We start from the raw sequence: 15206 nt of genomic DNA on the forward strand, positions 1-15206 counted from the left end.
ACGAGGAAGGAACCACATGTTTGGTTTTAAGAAAGAGCTCTACACGCCCGAGTATCAGCTTGTCGGCGACGAGTGCGCCGTAATCGAGACGTCGAAGGGTACCATCAAGGTCAAGTTTGACGGCGAGGGCGCTCCCATTCATGTCGCGAACTTCTGCGAGCTTTCCACGATGGGCTTCTATGATGGCCTTAAGTTCCATCGCTATGTGCCCGGTTTTGTTATCCAGGGCGGCGACCCCAATACCCGCGACATGTCCGGCGCCGACGTCGCTGCCGGTCTTGAGGGCCCCGACGGCATGCCCGGTACCGGTGGCCCCGGCTACTGCATCAAGGGCGAGTTTGCCACCAATCCGCGCAACAGCCATGTCGATGGCGCCCTTGCCATGGCACGCTCCATGGATCCCGATTCCGCGGGTTCGCAGTTCTACTTCTGCCTGGGTGCCCAGCATAACCTCGATTCTGGTTACACCGTCTTTGGTACCACGGTCGAGGGTCTCGATGTGATTTCGCAGCTGCGTGCCGGCGATGAGATCGTCCATGTCGAGATCGTTCACGAGTAAAGGGGACTTCCTTGAATAGCCAGCTGATCCAACAGGGCCGCGCCGCTTACCGCGCGGGTGATTTTTCCGCTGCAGCCCAGATGCTTGGGGCGGCAAAGACTCCCGATGAGATTATGGGCGAGGCCGATCACCTTCGTGGCAACGCCTTGATGCACCTTGGCATGTATGCCGAGGCCGCCGAGGCCTATGCCGCCGCCCTCAACGACGGTACCTACGGCAAGCGCGGCGCGCTGCTCACCAACCGCGGCAAGGCGCTCGCTGCCGTGGGCGACTACACGACGGCCGCTCAGGCTTTCTCTGCCGCTACGCAGGATGCTTCCTATGCCACGCCGTTCAAGGCCTATCTGGGCCTGGGCAATGCGCTGTTCCAGTCGGGCGACTATGCCAACGCGGGAACCGCCTTCCGTCAGGCTGCCATCGACGGTGCCAATCCGGCTCCTGCCGCCGCACTCGGCGAGCTCGGTCGTTGCTTCATTAAGCTCGGCCGTCCGGCGGACGCCGTGGAGACCTACCGCACGGCTATCGACTTTGCCGGCCCCCGCGACGACACGCGTGCGCTCAACGCCGGCATGGGTCAGGCGCTTTCTGCCGCCGGCCGTCCCTCCGACGCACTCGACGCCTTTAACACCGCTACTGCCGATGGCATCTACCAGCTCACCTCCGAGCAGGCCGATGAGCTTGCCCGCGTGCACGATTCGCTTGCCGCGCTGTCTGCCCAGACGGCTATGGCCACGGCTCCGGCGCCCGCGATGGACGCTCCTGCCGTCGATCCTCTCGATCCTACGGGCGCGACCGGTCAGTTTATGCCCGATCCCTCGGACACCGGCTTCTTTACGCTGTCCGAGTCCGAGATGGTCCAGCAGGACCGTCAGGATCGTAAGCAGGCCAAGGTCCGTCGTCGCCATCGCCATACGGGTCTTAAAGTCTTCATCGTGCTGCTTCTGCTTATTTTGATCGCCGCGGGCGGTCTGGGCTTTGCCTACACGCGCGGCTTTGGCTTCCCGTCTCAGGAGTCTGTCGTTACCGATCTGTTCCAGGCTGCCGGCGACGGTGACGCCGCAAAGGCCGAGTCTTGCCTGGCCTCGAGCCTGTCCGAGGACGCTAAGTCGATGATCATCTCCTCGATTCCGCAGGGTGCCACCGTGTCCGTCGAGGGCATGGATCAGTCCATGACCGAGACGACCGCCAAGGTGAAGGCATCGCTGTCCAAGGGCGGCGAGCAGGAGTACACCGTCAAGTTCGTGCGCTCCGACAACCATATCGGCTGGGCCGTTTCTTCGCTCGATATGGATTTCTCGGCTGCTGACAACCAGTAGTGACCTTATGGGATTTAGCTTTGCCCGGCGCTTCACCGCAAGTGAGGTGCCGGGCTTGCGCTAGTATGATGAGCTAGTAGTTTTCCAGCAATCATCCAACACATCAGGAGTTGCGTTGTTTTCTTTGATGGATATGTTCTTCGGTAGCTATGCGGGCGATCTTGCCATCGACCTCGGCACCGCAAATACGCTTGTCTCCGTGCGCGGCAAGGGCATCGTCATTCGCGAGCCCTCCGTTGTCGCCATCGACAAGAACGACGAGCGCATCCTGGCGGTCGGTATCGAGGCAAAGCGCATGCTCGGCCGTACGCCCGGCAACATCGTGGCCGTTCGTCCCCTGAAGGACGGCGTCATCGCCGACTTCGATGTTACCGAGGCCATGCTTCGCTACTTTATCGACAAGGCGTCCGAGAAGCGCTACCCGTGGACTCCGCGTCCGCGTGTTGTCGTCTGCGTTCCCTCCGGTGTCACGTCGGTCGAGAAGCGCGCTGTCTTTGAGGCCACGATCCAGGCCGGTGCCCGCCAGGCCTATCTGATCGAAGAGCCTATGGCAGCTGCTATTGGCGCCGACCTGCCCGTCGAGGAACCCACCGGTTCCATGGTCATCGACATCGGCGGCGGTACCACCGAGGTTGCCGTTATCGCTATGGGCGGCATCGTCGTCTCGCAGTCCATCCGTATTGCCGGCGACGAGTTCGATCAGGCCATCCTCACGCACGTTCGTGATGCCTACAACCTGGCCATCGGCGAGCGTACGGCAGAGGACATCAAGATCAAGGTCGGCTCCGCCGTGCCGCTTAAGGACGAGCTCGACGTCGAGGTCAACGGCCGCGACGTGATTACCGGTCTGCCCAAGACCGTGCGCATCGAGAGCGAGGAGATTCGTCGCGCACTCAACAAGCCGCTCGACGAGATGGCCAAGGCCGTCAAGGACGCACTCGACGCTACGCCCCCCGATCTTGCCTCGGACCTTATGTACTACGGCATTTTGCTGACCGGTGGCGGCGCACTGTTGCGCGGTCTCGACGTGCGCCTGCGCGATGAGACCGGCGTTTCGGTCAACGTCAGCCCCACGGCGCTCGATAACGTCGTAAACGGCTGTGCCCGCGTGCTCGAGGCCAATGCGTTTGATGGCGGCTTCGTCCAGACCAATGCTTAATTTCCAAAAGGTGGATTCCATTTGGCACGATCTTCGGGTTTCTCCACAAATCTGAATACCAAGCGACAATCAACGGGTATGCGCCCGTTGATTGTTTTCAGCCTGATTTCGGTGTTGCTGCTCACGTTTTACATCCGCGAGGGCGAGGCAGGACCGATTCATGCCGTGCGTTCGGGCGTAACGACGATTACCTCGCCGGTGCGCTTTGTGGGCTCGGCTGTGGCGGCTCCCTTCAATGCGATCGGCAACGTGTTCTCTAACCTTACGGCGTCGCAGGACACGCTCGACGAACTCAAGAAACAAAACGAGGAGCTGACCTCTAAAGTTGCTGAGCTCTCCGAGGCTCAAAAGACCGCTGAGCGTCTGGAGGGGCTGGTCGGCCTGCAGTCGACCTACAACCTCAAATCGACCGCAGCTCGTATCGTTGGCGCCTCGGGCGATGCCTGGACCTCGACCGTCACCATCGACAAGGGTTCCGCCGACGGGCTTACCATCAACATGCCCGTGACGAGTTCGGCCGGTGTTATCGGCCAGATCATCGAGGTTTCGGCCAAAACGTCGACCGTGCGCCTGATTGGCGACGAGAACTCGGGTGTGTCCGCCATGGTGCAGGACACGCGCGCCCAGGGCATGCTGCAGGGTCAGGCTGACGGCACGCTGCGTCTTGAGTACGTGAGCGTCGACTCCGATGTTAAGGTTGGCGACATCATCGTGACCTCGGGTATCGGCGGCGTGTTCCCCAAGGGTCTACCGCTCGGCACCGTCTCGTCGGTTGAGAAATCGGCAAACGATGTGTACTACACCATTGTGGTGCGCGCCCAGACGACGGCCGAGAACAACGAGGAAGTGCTGGTCATCACCTCGCTGACCGACGAACAATCGGCTTCGGATGAGGACGTGAGCACGGCCAACAGCACGCCGCAGGGAACGTCGCGCGACGCTGCGACCAAGACGATGGACGAGAGCTCGGATGACAGTTCCGACACGTCCGAAACGACCGATTCCGGCTCGAGCGAATAGGGGGCATGTCCATGGATCTACACGAGCAGGGGATGAGCTCCCGCACGTTTGTGATCGCCGCCATCGTGTGCGTGCTGCTGCAGGCAGGCCTGGCACCGCAGATCTCCATTGCGGGCGGTCGCGTCAACTTCATGATTATCCTGGTGTGCCTAAGCGTGTTCTCGGGCGACCCGACCCGTGCCATCGTGTGCGGTTTTTGCAGCGGCCTGTTCTATGACCTGTCCGCTGCCGTGCCGGTGGGCGTTATGTCGCTCCTGCTGACCGTGGGTTCTTTTGCCCTGGTGCACAGCGCCGTCGGCCAGACGGTCGGTACCCCTAGTGCGCGCGGCGTCACGGTGGGCGCCTTCGCGCTCGTCATTAATGTGATCTACAGCATCATCTTGCTGTTTATGGGTTTGGAGACGAGCTTTGTCGTGGCGATCTTCGGCCATGCGCTGCCGTCCTCGATCCTGACGGGTCTGGTTGCCATTCCGTTTTTGATGTCCGGCGTCGTACCGCAGTCCGGCTATGGATTCTCCGCACGTGGCGGACGCCAGACGGGTATGCGCTTTAAGCCCAAGACCCGCAAGCTCAAATAGGGGAGGCCCGTAGATGTCTTCCCAGTTGACGGTTATTATCGCCGGTATCGTGCTGGTTGTGGCCATCGTGGTCGCGCTGGTCATCATGCGTCGTGGCGATTCCCGTTTTACCTACGATACGCAGCATGGAACGGCCCCGCGCGCCACCGAGGGCGAGGGCAATACCGCGGCGACCGCCTTTAAGGGCCGCTTTTCCATCCTCACCACGGGTGTGGGCGCGATGTTCGCGGCGCTTGCCGTCAAGCTGTGGGGCATGCAGATGGTCTCGTCGGACTATTACGAGAAGCAGGCTAATAGCAATCAGACTCGCACCGTTACCACGCCCGCTGTGCGCGGTCGCATCCTCGACCGCAATGGCGTGGCGCTTGTCCAGAACCGTCCCTCACTTGCTGTCGTGGCCTACCGCGACCTTGCCGAGGATGAGGTTCTGGTTCGCCATCTTGCCAACGTGCTTGGAATGCCTTACGTGGCGGTCCTTCGCAATATCCAGGACAATACAGAGGGCGCCCAGAGCCTGCATACCATCGCGACTGACGTCCGTCGCTCCACGGTTGCCTATATTCAGGAGCATGCCGGCGAGTTCCCGGGAGTCAAGATTGCCGAGCGTACCGAGCGCCAGTATCCATATGGCGAGACGGCATGCCATATCTTGGGCTATACCGGCACCATTACCTCCGAGCAGCTCGAGGCCCAGAATAAGAAAACCTCTGGCGATGACGATGCTTCCGCTGGCAAGATTACGTACCAGTCGGGCGATATCGTGGGCCAGGCGGGCGTTGAGAGCTACTACGAAAACCTGCTGCAGGGTATTCGTGGCGAGCAGACCGTTAAGGTCGATGCCTCGGGCAATGTGACCGGTCAGGCCGGCGCCGTGCCCGCGAAGGCCGGCTCCGACATTAAGCTCACGCTCGACCTTAAGATCCAACAGGCCTGTGAGTCGGCGCTGGCGAGCGCTATCGAGCTTGCCAAGACCACTGGCTACAGCAATGCCGGCAACGGCGCTGTGGTGTGTCTCGATCCCAACAATGGCGAGATCCTGGGCATGGCGAGCGAGCCCAAGTTCGATCCGTCCGTCTTTATCGGCGGCGTCTCAAATGACGTGTGGACCGAGCTCAATGATGATAAGGGTTCGCACCCGCTGCTCAACCGCGCCATTAGCGGACAGTACATGTCGGCCTCGACCATCAAGCCGCTCTCGGCACTGGCCGGTCTTGAGTTTGGAACCTACACGTCGGGGCAGACGACCAACTGCACGGGTTATTGGACGGGTCTGGGCAAGTCGTGGGGCAAGTACTGCTGGCTGCATTCCGGCCACGGCACCATGACGCTGCAGTCGGGTATCGCCAACTCGTGCGACCCCGTCTTCTACGACATGGGCAAGGCGTTCTTCTATGACGAGCAACATCCCGAGGGCCTGCAGGAGGTCTTTCGTCGCTGGGGTCTAGGCAAGACCTGCGGTATCGATCTGCCAAGTGAGGGCGCGGGCCGTATTCCCGATGCCGAGTGGAAAGAGTCGTACTTCACCGACGCCTCTGCCGAGGATCGCAAGTGGAATGCCGGCGATATGACCAACATCGCCATCGGCCAGGGCGACATCCTGGTGACGCCTCTGCAGATGGCGTGTGCCTATATGGGTCTTGCCAACGGCGGCAAACAGTACGTGCCTCACGTGTTTTTGTCTGCCGTGTCGCGCGATGGCGACGGCGATGCCTATAAGTACAACGGCAAGGGCAAGAAGAAGCGCCTGGAGGCCAAGATCAACAGCGATTCGGATTTGGCTCTTGTTCGCAACGGCATGCACGACGTGATTTACACGGCATCGACGTCCCTGGCGGCTCACTTTGGCACCCTGACGCCGCAGGTATACGGCAAGTCGGGCACGGGCGAGAAAAGCGGCGAGGACGAATACGCGTGGTTCTGCGCCTATGCACCGGCCGATGATCCCAAGTATGTCATCGCTACTGTCCTAGAGCAGGGCGGCGGCGGCTCAGATACCGCGATGCATGTCGTGCGCGACGTGCTCGGTGTGATTTATGACGAGCCCGATACCTCTTCGGCCTCGGGCGATTCTTCGGTTCGATAGGAGGTTGCGATGGATTTTTCTCCGGCGGATCTGTTCCGTTCAACCAAGACTGGCTCTCGCAGCAGCCTGGACCGCGTCAACAAGCAACTTTCGGCCTCGCGCGGCACGTTTCGCCAAAAGGTGCATATCGGTGTGCTCGTGGCCACTGTGGCGCTCGTCGCCTACGGTGCCATCATCATCTGGTCGGCTTCGCAGTTTAAGGCCGATGCTTCGTTCTCACGCCATCTGCTGGGAATCGGCATCGGAGCGGTGCTGGCGGTGTTGGTCTGGCGTACCGACCTGCGCGGTATTTCCAATTTCTCGACGGCGTTGCTCGTCATCGACCTGATCGTGATCTTCTCGCCCAAGATTCCGGGCCTGTCCTATACGGGCGGTCTGGGCATGACGGGCTGGATCAAGATTCCCGGTATCGGTTTGACGTTCCAGCCGGTTGAGCTTGCCAAGCTCATCACCATCTTCTTTATTGCTACGCTTGGCTCGCAGTATAACGGTCGCATCGATACCGTTCGCGACTACGTCAAGCTCTGCGGCATGCTGTCCATTCCGTTTTTGGCCGTCGTTGCCATGGGCGACCTGGGCTCGGGCCTGGTCGTGCTTGTTTCGGGCGCCATCGTCATTTGTATGAGCGGCGCACGCCGCGAATGGGTGCTGTCGACCCTGGCCCTGCTCGTGGGCCTGGTGGCCCTCGTTCTGGCGCTCGATTCGGTTTTTGATTCGTTGCTCGGCCACGATGTGCTCATCAAGCAGTATCAGATGAACCGTCTGACGGTCTTTATCGACCCCGATAATGCCGATTCGGACGATGCCTACAACCTGCAGCAGTCGCTTATCGCCGTTGGCTCGGGCGGCTTCTTTGGTAAGGGTTTGGGTCATGCGACGCAGTCGGCCGGCGGCTTTCTGCCTGAGTTCCACACCGACTTCGTCTTCGCCTTCCTGTCCGAGACCTTTGGCTTTTGCGGTTCTTTTTTGCTCCTGTGTCTCTACGTGCTGCTGATCTTTTCGACGATTCGCGTCGCCTTTAAGTGCGAGTCGCTGTTTTTGCGTCTTTCGTGTGTGGGCATCGTTGGTATGTGGGCGTTCCAGACCTTCGAAAACATCGGCATGTGCATCGGTATGATGCCGATTACCGGTATTCCGCTGCCGTTTATTAGCTTCGGTTCGTCTTCGATGATGATTCAGCTGCTGACGGTGGGTATCGTACAATCCATATGGCGGCATCGTTCGGGCGCCGCGTAACCGCTGGAGGGGTTTGCTATGAAAATTCCCGTAGATAAGCTGACCCGCGCTTTTAAGATGGGCGCGTCCGTTAAGAAGGATTCCGATACGCCGGTGCGCGTCTCGGTCTATCTGGATTCGTCCGCCTCGCGCTTTCTGGCCGAGACGGTGCGTGACGCCTTTGTGCCGCAGACGACCTCGGGCATTGTGCGCGTCGAGCGTCTGGGGGAGGAGCGAATTGCTCCAAAGACCGATACCGATGTGGTGCTGGTGCTCTCGTGTGGTTCCGACCGCTTGGAGAGTGCCGTGCAGGAGCTCGTGATCGCCGGTGCGCCCGTGTGCGTGCTTGCCGAGTCTGCTGTGGAGGTGCCGTTTATCGAGGAGTCCACGCCCATGCTCGGCGTGGTAGCGGCAACCGATAAGACGTATCTGCTCGAGACGCTTGCCCGCTGGATTCTCGATCGCACCGACAAGGAAACGGCCTTTGCGGCGAACTTTGCCTTCATGCGCATCGCGGCGGCCAATCGTATCATCACCTCGTGCGCGCTCACCAATATGGCGACCGGTGCGCTGGTGTTTTTGCCGGGCGCCGATTATCCCGTTATGGCGCTGGCGCAGGTGGGTATGCTCTTTGAGCTCGCTGCCGTCTTTGGACGCGGCATTAAGCCTGAGCGCGGCTACGAGGTCGCGGGCGTGCTTGCCGGCGGTCTTGTGATCCGAGCGGTCACCCGCGCACTTGTCAAGCAGACGCCGCATATTGGGTTTGCCGTCAAGGCGCTCACTGCCGCCGCGGGCACCTATGGCATGGGCCGTGCGCTCGTTTCGCTCTACGAGCGCGATGTCGACTACAGCCGTGCCAACGAGGTGGTCACTGCCACGTTCTCCCGCGTTCGCGATCTGGTGACCACGGTCGCGGGCGCTACCCGTCCTATGGCGTCCTATCAGGACGCATCAGATCTCGCTGCTTAGGGGTTTTCCGTTGCGCGTTGCATACCAAGACTGTTTTCATTTAATTGAGCCGTTGCTCGCCAAGGTCGAGAAGCCGAGTCGCTATATCAATCACGAGTGGGGCACGCTTTCCAAGGCCGATGCCGACTACCGTTGCTGCCTGATCTATCCGGATGTGTACGAGGTCGGTCTGCCCAACCAGGGTATCGCCATCCTCTACAACATCCTTAACCAGGCCGAGGGCATCTCCTGCGAGCGTGGCTATGTGCCGTGGCCCGATATGGGTGACGCTATGCGCGAGGCGGGCATTCCGCTGCTCTCGCTCGAGGGTGCAGCGCCGGTCGCTTCGTTTGATATCGTCGGTCTGCATGTGCCGCACGAGATGGCGGTGACGAACTTCCTCGAGGCACTCGACCTCGCTGGCATTCCACTGTTGGCGGCTGACCGAGGCGAAGACGACCCCATCATCATTGCCGGCGGTCCCTCGGTGTACAACCCCGAGCCGTACGCGGCCTTCTTCGATGCCATCCTCATCGGTGAGGGCGAGGAATCGCTGCTCGAGACCTGCCAGCTGCATCGCCGCCTGCGTGACGAAGGGGTCCCGCGCGCGCAGATTGTCGAGCAGCTTGCATCCATTGCCGGCAACTACGTGCCGTCGCTCTATGAGGTTCGTCACGACGAGCCCTGCTCGCCGCATGGCTACACCGTGCCGCGTGAAGGCAAGGATGCGCCGACCGTGGTCTACAAGCGCGTCGTTGAGGATTTCGGCGCCACGAATCCGCTGTCGCAGTCGTGCGTGCCCTATGCGCAGCTGGTTCACGACCGCCTGTCTATCGAGATCCTGCGCGGCTGCGCCCGCGGCTGTCGTTTTTGTCAGGCCGGCATGACGTATCGCCCGGTGCGCGAGCGCTCGGCCGACCAGATCGTCTCGTCGGTGATTCAGGGTCTGGAAAAGACCGGCTATGACGAGGTGTCGCTGACCTCGCTTTCCACGACCGACCACTCCTGCATTCGCGACGTGCTCGGCAGGCTCAACCGTCGCCTGGAGGATACGGGTATACGCGTGTCTATTCCGTCGCAGCGCCTGGATTCGTTTGGCGTGGATATGGCCGAGTCGGTCGCCGGCGAAAAGAAGGGCGGCCTGACGTTCGCGCCCGAGGCCGGCAGCCAGCGCATGCGCGACATCATTAACAAGAACGTGACCGAGGAGGACCTGGACCGTGCGGCCAAGGCGGCCTTCGAGGCCGGCTGGAACCGCATGAAGCTCTACTTTATGATGGGCCTTCCCGGCGAGCGCGATGAGGACATCGTGGCCATCGCCAATCTGGCCGATCACGTGCTGGAGCTCGGTCGTTCCGTGGTGCCCAAGGCTCGTCGCGGCTCGATCTCGGTGTCCATCTCGGTTTCGGTCTTTATCCCCAAGGCTGCCACGCCGTTCCAGTGGTGCCCGCAGCTCGACTACGACGACGTCAAGCGTCGCCAGAAGTTGCTTATCACGAGCGTTCGCAACCGTGCCGTCCGCGTGCATTACCACGATGCCGAGACCTCGCTCATCGAGGCCGCGCTTTCCCGCGCCGGTCGTGACATGACGCCCGTCATCATCGATGCTTGGCGCTCGGGCTCTCGCTTTGACGCCTGGGTAGAGCATTTCTCGCTCGATAACTGGAAGGAAGCTGCTGCCAAAAACGGCATCGACCTCAATGAGCTCGTGCACCTGCCCTACGAGTTGGACTGGCGCCTGCCGTGGGAGCACGTGAGCCCCGGCTGCACGCGCGGCTTCCTCGAGCGCGAGTACCGTCGCTCGCTCGAGGGCGTCACGACTCCCGACTGTACCCGCACGTCGTGCACCGGCTGCGGGATCTGCCCCACGCTCCACGCCAAGAATGTATTGATGGGTGATCGCGCATGAGTGAGCGCCTGACCGACAACCCCTCGCTCTTTAGGCTTCGTGTTCGCTATGGCAAGCGCGATCGCCTTAAGTACCTGGGCCATCTCGAAGTAATCCATACCATTGAGCGCATCGTGCGCCGTGCGGGACTTCCCTATGCCGTCACGCAGGGCTTCTCTCCGCACATGCGCGTGGGCTTCTCTTCGGCGCTGCCGGTGGGTACGTCGTCGACCTGCGAGTGGTATGACCTGTTTATGACCGAGTTCGTGGCGCTCGACGAGGCGTTTGGGCGCCTGGCTGCGGCGTCTCCGGCCGATCTGGCGCCCATCGAGGCGGCGTACATCGACGTGCGCACGCCGGCATTGACGGCGCAGCTCACGCGCCTGTCGTATCGCATCGACTTACACCTGGATCCCGAGGCGCCCGTGAGCGCCGACGAGGTGCGTCGTGCGATCGACACGCTGCGCGCGGATCATGGCATCGACTACGCGCGCGGCAAAAAGAGCAAGCGCTTGGATTTGGATCACACGCTCGTTGGCTATGAGCTCACGGCGGGGGAGCGCCCGGACCATTTGGTTCTCATGCTCGACACCCATGCCGACAACGAGGGCTCTATGCGTCCGGAAATTTTGCTTTCTGCTGCTGATGTTTTGTTGCAGGGCTTGACCCCGGGCGTGGATGCACCTATTGTTTCCACCGGTATGCAAGACCTCGTGACCATCTGCTCCTACGATGTCGAGCGTCAGAATCAAGCATGCGAGGACGACGAGGGCCGACTCGTCAGCCCCATACCTGTGCGAACTTGTGGATTTGCTCCACATACTCGTTGACGGGGGTTTTTTCGCCTGCTACTATATTCGGCTGTTGCACTAACTGATGCATGAAGGGTAAGTAAACATGTACGCAATCGTTAACACGGGCGGCAAGCAGTACAAGGTCGCCACCGACGATGTCATCACCGTCGAGAAGATCGAGGGCAATGAGGGCGACAAGGTCACCCTGCCGGTTATCTTCCTCAACGATGGTAAGAAGATCGTCACCGATCCCGACAAGCTGGCCAAGGCCAAGGTTACCGCTCAGATCGTTGAGCAGTTCAAGGGCGAGAAGCAGCTGGTCTTCAAGTTCCACAAGCGTAAGCGCTATCGTCGTCTGAAGGGTCACCGTCAGAAGCTCACCAAGCTGAAGATCGTGAAGGTCCAGGCTACGTCCCGCGCCAAGAAGGCTGTCAAGGCAGAGGCCGAGGCTGTTGCCGAGGCTCCCGTCGCCGAGTAGATTACACTCGTAACGAAAGAGTAGGTATACACAATGGCACACAAAAAAGGACTCGGTTCCTCCCGTAATGGCCGTGACTCCCGCGGTCAGCGCCTTGGCACGAAGCGCTATGCCGGCCAGACGGTAACCACGGGCACGATTCTCGTCCGTCAGCACGGCACGCACATCCACCCGGGTGAGAACGTTGGCCGTGGTAAGGACGACACGCTGTTCGCGCTGGTCGACGGTACCGTTGAGTTCCACAAGGGTATCAAGCACAGGGTCAGCGTACGCCCGCTCGCGAACGCGTAATTCACCCTTCATAGAGCACATATGTGGGAGGCACTTGAGTTTTAGGATTCAAGGGTCTCCCTCTTTTTTGTAGGAGGCGATTCTGTTGTCACAGTTCACCGATATCAGCCGCATTAACGTGTGCGGCGGCGACGGCGGAGCCGGATGCATGTCGTTTAGGCGCGAGGCATTTGTCCCCAAGGGCGGCCCCGATGGCGGCGACGGCGGTCGTGGCGGCAATGTCGTCATCCAGGCCGATGCTCAGCTGTCTTCGCTGATCGATTACCGCTTTAAGCATCACTTCCGCGCCGAGCGCGGCACGCACGGGCAGGGTGCCCGTCGTAACGGTAAGAGCGGCGAGGACCTGATTCTCAAGGTCCCTATGGGTACCGTGGTGCGCGAGCTCGATCCCGAGACGCAGACCCCGATGTTCGAGATTGCCGACCTGGTGCACGACGGCGAGCGCGTCGTCGTGGCGCCCGGCGGTGCCGGCGGTCTGGGCAACACACACTTTGTGACGTCGGTGCGTCGCGCTCCGGCCTTTGCCCAGCTCGGCGAGCCTGCCGAGGAACACTGGATCGAGCTCGAGATGAAGCTTATGGCCGATGCCGCGCTTGTGGGCTTTCCCTCGGTGGGTAAGTCATCGCTCATTGCGCGCATGAGTGCCGCCCGCCCCAAGATTGCTGACTACCCGTTTACCACGCTCGTGCCGAACCTCGGCATGGTGCGTGCCGGCGAATATTCTTACGTCGTTGCCGACGTCCCCGGTCTCATCGAGGGCGCGAGCGAGGGCAAGGGCCTGGGTCACCAGTTCCTGCGCCACATTGAGCGTACGGCACTCATCATGCACGTCGTCGATATGACGGGTGGTTTTGAGGATCGCGATCCGGTCGAGGACTATCGCATCATCAACCGCGAGCTCGAGCAGTATGGCGCCGAGCTTTCGGAGCGTCCGCAGATCGTCGTTGCCAACAAGTGTGATGCGCCGGGCACGGCCGACAAGATTGCCGACCTTAAGCGTGCGGCGCTCGACGATGGCCATATGTTCTTTGCCGTGTCTGCTGTTACGGGCGCCGGCCTCAACACGCTGATGCTTGCCGTGGGCGAGCAGGTGGCTAAGCTTCGCGCCGAGCTGGCGGTCTCTGATGAGCCGGTCGATCTGCGCGACGAGGAGTGGGAGCGTCGCCGCCTGCAGCGCGAGAAGCGTTTCCGCATTGTCCAGGAAGAGCCCGGTGCCTTCCGCGTGGTCGGTCGTGCCATCGAGCGCATGGTCATCCAGACCGACTGGGAAAACGAGGAAGCCGTCATTTACCTGCAGCATAAGTTTGCGCGTATGGGTGTTGACGACGCGCTCGAGAAGGCCGGTTGCCGTGCGGGCGACGAGGTCCGCATTTGCCAGCGCGCTTTTGACTTTGAGGGCGCCGAGGACTTCTCGGAGTACGAAGAGCTCGAGGATGCTGGCGAGGACGTTGCCGTCGAGGCCATTGACGTGGCCGATGCTGCGGATGAGGGCGTCGAGGTTGTCGATGCGGCGGATGCCGAGGACGATGCCGAGACCTCGGAGGGCGAGTAAGCCATGTCGCTGCGCGGTGGAATCGGTCTGCCCGAGCTTCCTCTAGAGGACGGGCAGGAGTTTAGGCTCGGCATTATGGGTGGCACCTTTGATCCCATCCATTACGGGCACCTGGTGACCGCTGAGCAGGCGCGTGAGTCCCTCGACTTGGATGCTGTGCTCTTTATGCCGGCGGGCACGCCTGCCTTTAAGCTTGACAAGCCGGTGACGCCTGCCGAGGACCGTTATGCCATGACGGTCCTCGCCACCGCCGCGAACCCGGCCTTTTTGGCGAGCCGGTTCGAGATCGACCGCCCGGGCGTAACCTATACGGCTGATACGCTTCATGCCCTTCGCGACTTTTACCCGCCGCAGGTAAAGCTCTACTTTATTACGGGCGCCGATGCGATTATCGATATCGTGACCTGGCATGATGCCGAACGAATCGCTGAGCTTGCTACCTTTATTGCGGCGACACGACCGGGCTTTGATATCGATACAGCGCGTGCCCGAATCAAAGAGTCGGGGCTGCCGTTCGACGTGCGCTATATTCAGATTCCGGCGCTGGCGATCAGCTCGACGAACATTCGTAAGCGAGTTGCCCGCGGCATGAGCGTGCGCTATCTTACGAGCGAGTCCGTGCTCGGCTACATTCGCAAACGCAGGCTATATGCCGATTTGGGCCAAGAAGATTTTGAGTGATGGGGGTCTACGTTGTCGGTAGAGGATCAGTTTGAGGGCGATGAGCGCGCACTGCTCAAGCGCATTCAAGAGCTGCTCGATGTTCGCATGAAGGATAAGCGCAAGCGCTATGTGCATTCGCTGGGTGTTGCCGAGACCGCACTTCATCTGGCCGAGGTCTACGGCGTTGACCGCTTTGATGCCGCTGCCGCCGGCTTGATCCACGACTGGGACAAGGTGCTTTCCGATGACGAGCTCGTGGCCCGCGCGCTTCACTATGGCATCAAGGTTGCCGGCTCTCCTTCGGCCGCGACACCGCTGCTGCATGGCCCAGTTGCCGCCTATGAGCTTCCGCAGCTTTTTCCCGGGCTGTCGCCGGCGGTCTTTCAGGCTGTCGACCGTCACACCGTGGGAGCTTGCGACATGACGCCGCTCGATATGGTGGTCTTTGTGGCCGATGCCATCGAGCCCAACCGCCACGGCGACTATGCGCATGCGCTGCGCAAGATGGTGGGGGAGTCGACGCTCGATGAGTTGTTCTTCTCCTGTTTTGCGCAGGGTTTGGTCTATGTGATCCAGTCCGGGCGTTATCTTTATCCCACGGCTATTACGATTTACAACCATTACGCCCAGCTACGCTAGCTCGGGTGCGTCTAGAAAGAGGT

Annotated in this window: 15 protein-coding genes; all 15 read left to right on the plus strand. The window is 60.9% G+C overall.

Annotated features, from left to right (window positions below; translation table 11 throughout):
• The first annotated feature begins 16 nt into the window (after nt 1–16).
• The 15 genes from PMX60_RS01535 to yqeK all read left to right on the plus strand — a co-directional run bounded on the left by PMX60_RS01535 (nt 17) and on the right by yqeK (nt 15183).
• Entirely contained in the window at nt 17–559 is a 543-nt protein-coding gene (locus PMX60_RS01535; protein WP_055249980.1) for a peptidylprolyl isomerase, read from the plus strand.
• A gap of 11 nt (nt 560–570) precedes the next feature.
• Entirely contained in the window at nt 571–1875 is a 1305-nt protein-coding gene (locus PMX60_RS01540) for a tetratricopeptide repeat protein (RefSeq protein ID WP_233539084.1), read from the plus strand.
• A 127-nt stretch (nt 1876–2002) separates the two neighbouring features.
• Nucleotides 2003–3034, plus strand: coding sequence for a rod shape-determining protein (mreB, locus tag PMX60_RS01545; protein ID WP_006236061.1), 1032 nt, complete (start codon nt 2003–2005; stop codon nt 3032–3034).
• 78 nt (nt 3035–3112) lie between these two features.
• Entirely contained in the window at nt 3113–4054 is a 942-nt protein-coding gene (mreC, locus tag PMX60_RS01550) for a rod shape-determining protein MreC (protein ID WP_416377920.1), read from the plus strand.
• Between the two features lie 11 nt (nt 4055–4065).
• Complete coding sequence (locus PMX60_RS01555) at nt 4066–4632, plus strand: rod shape-determining protein MreD (RefSeq protein WP_271746652.1); 567 nt, start codon at nt 4066–4068, stop codon at nt 4630–4632.
• Between the two features lie 13 nt (nt 4633–4645).
• Entirely contained in the window at nt 4646–6715 is a 2070-nt protein-coding gene (mrdA, locus tag PMX60_RS01560) for a penicillin-binding protein 2 (protein ID WP_271746653.1), read from the plus strand.
• 9 nt (nt 6716–6724) lie between these two features.
• Nucleotides 6725–7951: an FtsW/RodA/SpoVE family cell cycle protein gene (locus PMX60_RS01565; protein WP_022094759.1), complete on the plus strand. Its 1227-nt coding sequence runs from the start codon at nt 6725–6727 to the stop codon at nt 7949–7951.
• A gap of 18 nt (nt 7952–7969) precedes the next feature.
• Complete coding sequence (locus tag PMX60_RS01570) at nt 7970–8899, plus strand: YcjF family protein (protein ID WP_006236071.1); 930 nt, start codon at nt 7970–7972, stop codon at nt 8897–8899.
• A gap of 10 nt (nt 8900–8909) precedes the next feature.
• Nucleotides 8910–10787, plus strand: a complete 1878-nt coding sequence (locus tag PMX60_RS01575; RefSeq protein ID WP_271746654.1) for a TIGR03960 family B12-binding radical SAM protein — start codon at nt 8910–8912, stop codon at nt 10785–10787.
• The gene (locus PMX60_RS01580; RefSeq protein ID WP_006236073.1) at nt 10784–11596 is read left to right on the plus strand and encodes a TIGR03936 family radical SAM-associated protein; all 813 of its coding nucleotides are present in this window, start codon (nt 10784–10786) and stop codon (nt 11594–11596) included. Before PMX60_RS01575 ends, PMX60_RS01580 begins: the two co-directional genes overlap by 4 nt.
• Nucleotides 11597–11663: 67 nt before the next feature.
• Entirely contained in the window at nt 11664–12038 is a 375-nt protein-coding gene (rplU, locus tag PMX60_RS01585) for a 50S ribosomal protein L21 (protein WP_271746655.1), read from the plus strand.
• 33 nt (nt 12039–12071) lie between these two features.
• Entirely contained in the window at nt 12072–12329 is a 258-nt protein-coding gene (rpmA, locus tag PMX60_RS01590; RefSeq protein WP_006236075.1) for a 50S ribosomal protein L27, read from the plus strand.
• A gap of 85 nt (nt 12330–12414) precedes the next feature.
• A complete protein-coding gene (obgE, locus tag PMX60_RS01595) occupies nt 12415–13881 on the plus strand; it encodes a GTPase ObgE (RefSeq protein ID WP_172544921.1) in 1467 nt (488 codons plus the stop codon).
• 3 nt (nt 13882–13884) lie between these two features.
• On the plus strand, nt 13885–14562 hold the full coding sequence (gene nadD, locus PMX60_RS01600; protein WP_089573445.1) for a nicotinate-nucleotide adenylyltransferase: 678 nt from the start codon (nt 13885–13887) through the stop codon (nt 14560–14562).
• 87 nt (nt 14563–14649) lie between these two features.
• Entirely contained in the window at nt 14650–15183 is a 534-nt protein-coding gene (yqeK, locus tag PMX60_RS01605; RefSeq protein ID WP_192923881.1) for a bis(5'-nucleosyl)-tetraphosphatase (symmetrical) YqeK, read from the plus strand.
• The last annotated feature ends 23 nt before the right edge of the window (nt 15184–15206 follow it).

It is taken from the genome of Collinsella aerofaciens, assembly GCF_028206995.1.
GTDB lineage: Bacteria > Actinomycetota > Coriobacteriia > Coriobacteriales > Coriobacteriaceae > Collinsella > Collinsella aerofaciens_AQ.

Excerpts from the sequence above, each read along its gene's own strand:
- PMX60_RS01535 (WP_055249980.1), top strand. The coding sequence starts at position 17 with ATGTTTGGTTTTAAGAAAGAGCTCTACACGCCCGAGTATCAGCTTGTC.
- mreB (WP_006236061.1), top strand. The coding sequence starts at position 2,003 with ATGGATATGTTCTTCGGTAGCTATGCGGGCGATCTTGCCATCGACCTC.
- mreC (WP_416377920.1), top strand. The coding sequence starts at position 3,113 with ATGCGCCCGTTGATTGTTTTCAGCCTGATTTCGGTGTTGCTGCTCACG.
- PMX60_RS01555 (WP_271746652.1), top strand. The coding sequence starts at position 4,066 with ATGGATCTACACGAGCAGGGGATGAGCTCCCGCACGTTTGTGATCGCC.
- mrdA (WP_271746653.1), top strand. The coding sequence starts at position 4,646 with ATGTCTTCCCAGTTGACGGTTATTATCGCCGGTATCGTGCTGGTTGTG.
- PMX60_RS01565 (WP_022094759.1), top strand. The coding sequence starts at position 6,725 with ATGGATTTTTCTCCGGCGGATCTGTTCCGTTCAACCAAGACTGGCTCT.
- PMX60_RS01570 (WP_006236071.1), top strand. The coding sequence starts at position 7,970 with ATGAAAATTCCCGTAGATAAGCTGACCCGCGCTTTTAAGATGGGCGCG.
- PMX60_RS01580 (WP_006236073.1), top strand. The coding sequence starts at position 10,784 with ATGAGTGAGCGCCTGACCGACAACCCCTCGCTCTTTAGGCTTCGTGTT.
- rplU (WP_271746655.1), top strand. The coding sequence starts at position 11,664 with ATGTACGCAATCGTTAACACGGGCGGCAAGCAGTACAAGGTCGCCACC.
- rpmA (WP_006236075.1), top strand. The coding sequence starts at position 12,072 with ATGGCACACAAAAAAGGACTCGGTTCCTCCCGTAATGGCCGTGACTCC.
- nadD (WP_089573445.1), top strand. The coding sequence starts at position 13,885 with ATGTCGCTGCGCGGTGGAATCGGTCTGCCCGAGCTTCCTCTAGAGGAC.
- yqeK (WP_192923881.1), top strand. The coding sequence starts at position 14,650 with ATGAAGGATAAGCGCAAGCGCTATGTGCATTCGCTGGGTGTTGCCGAG.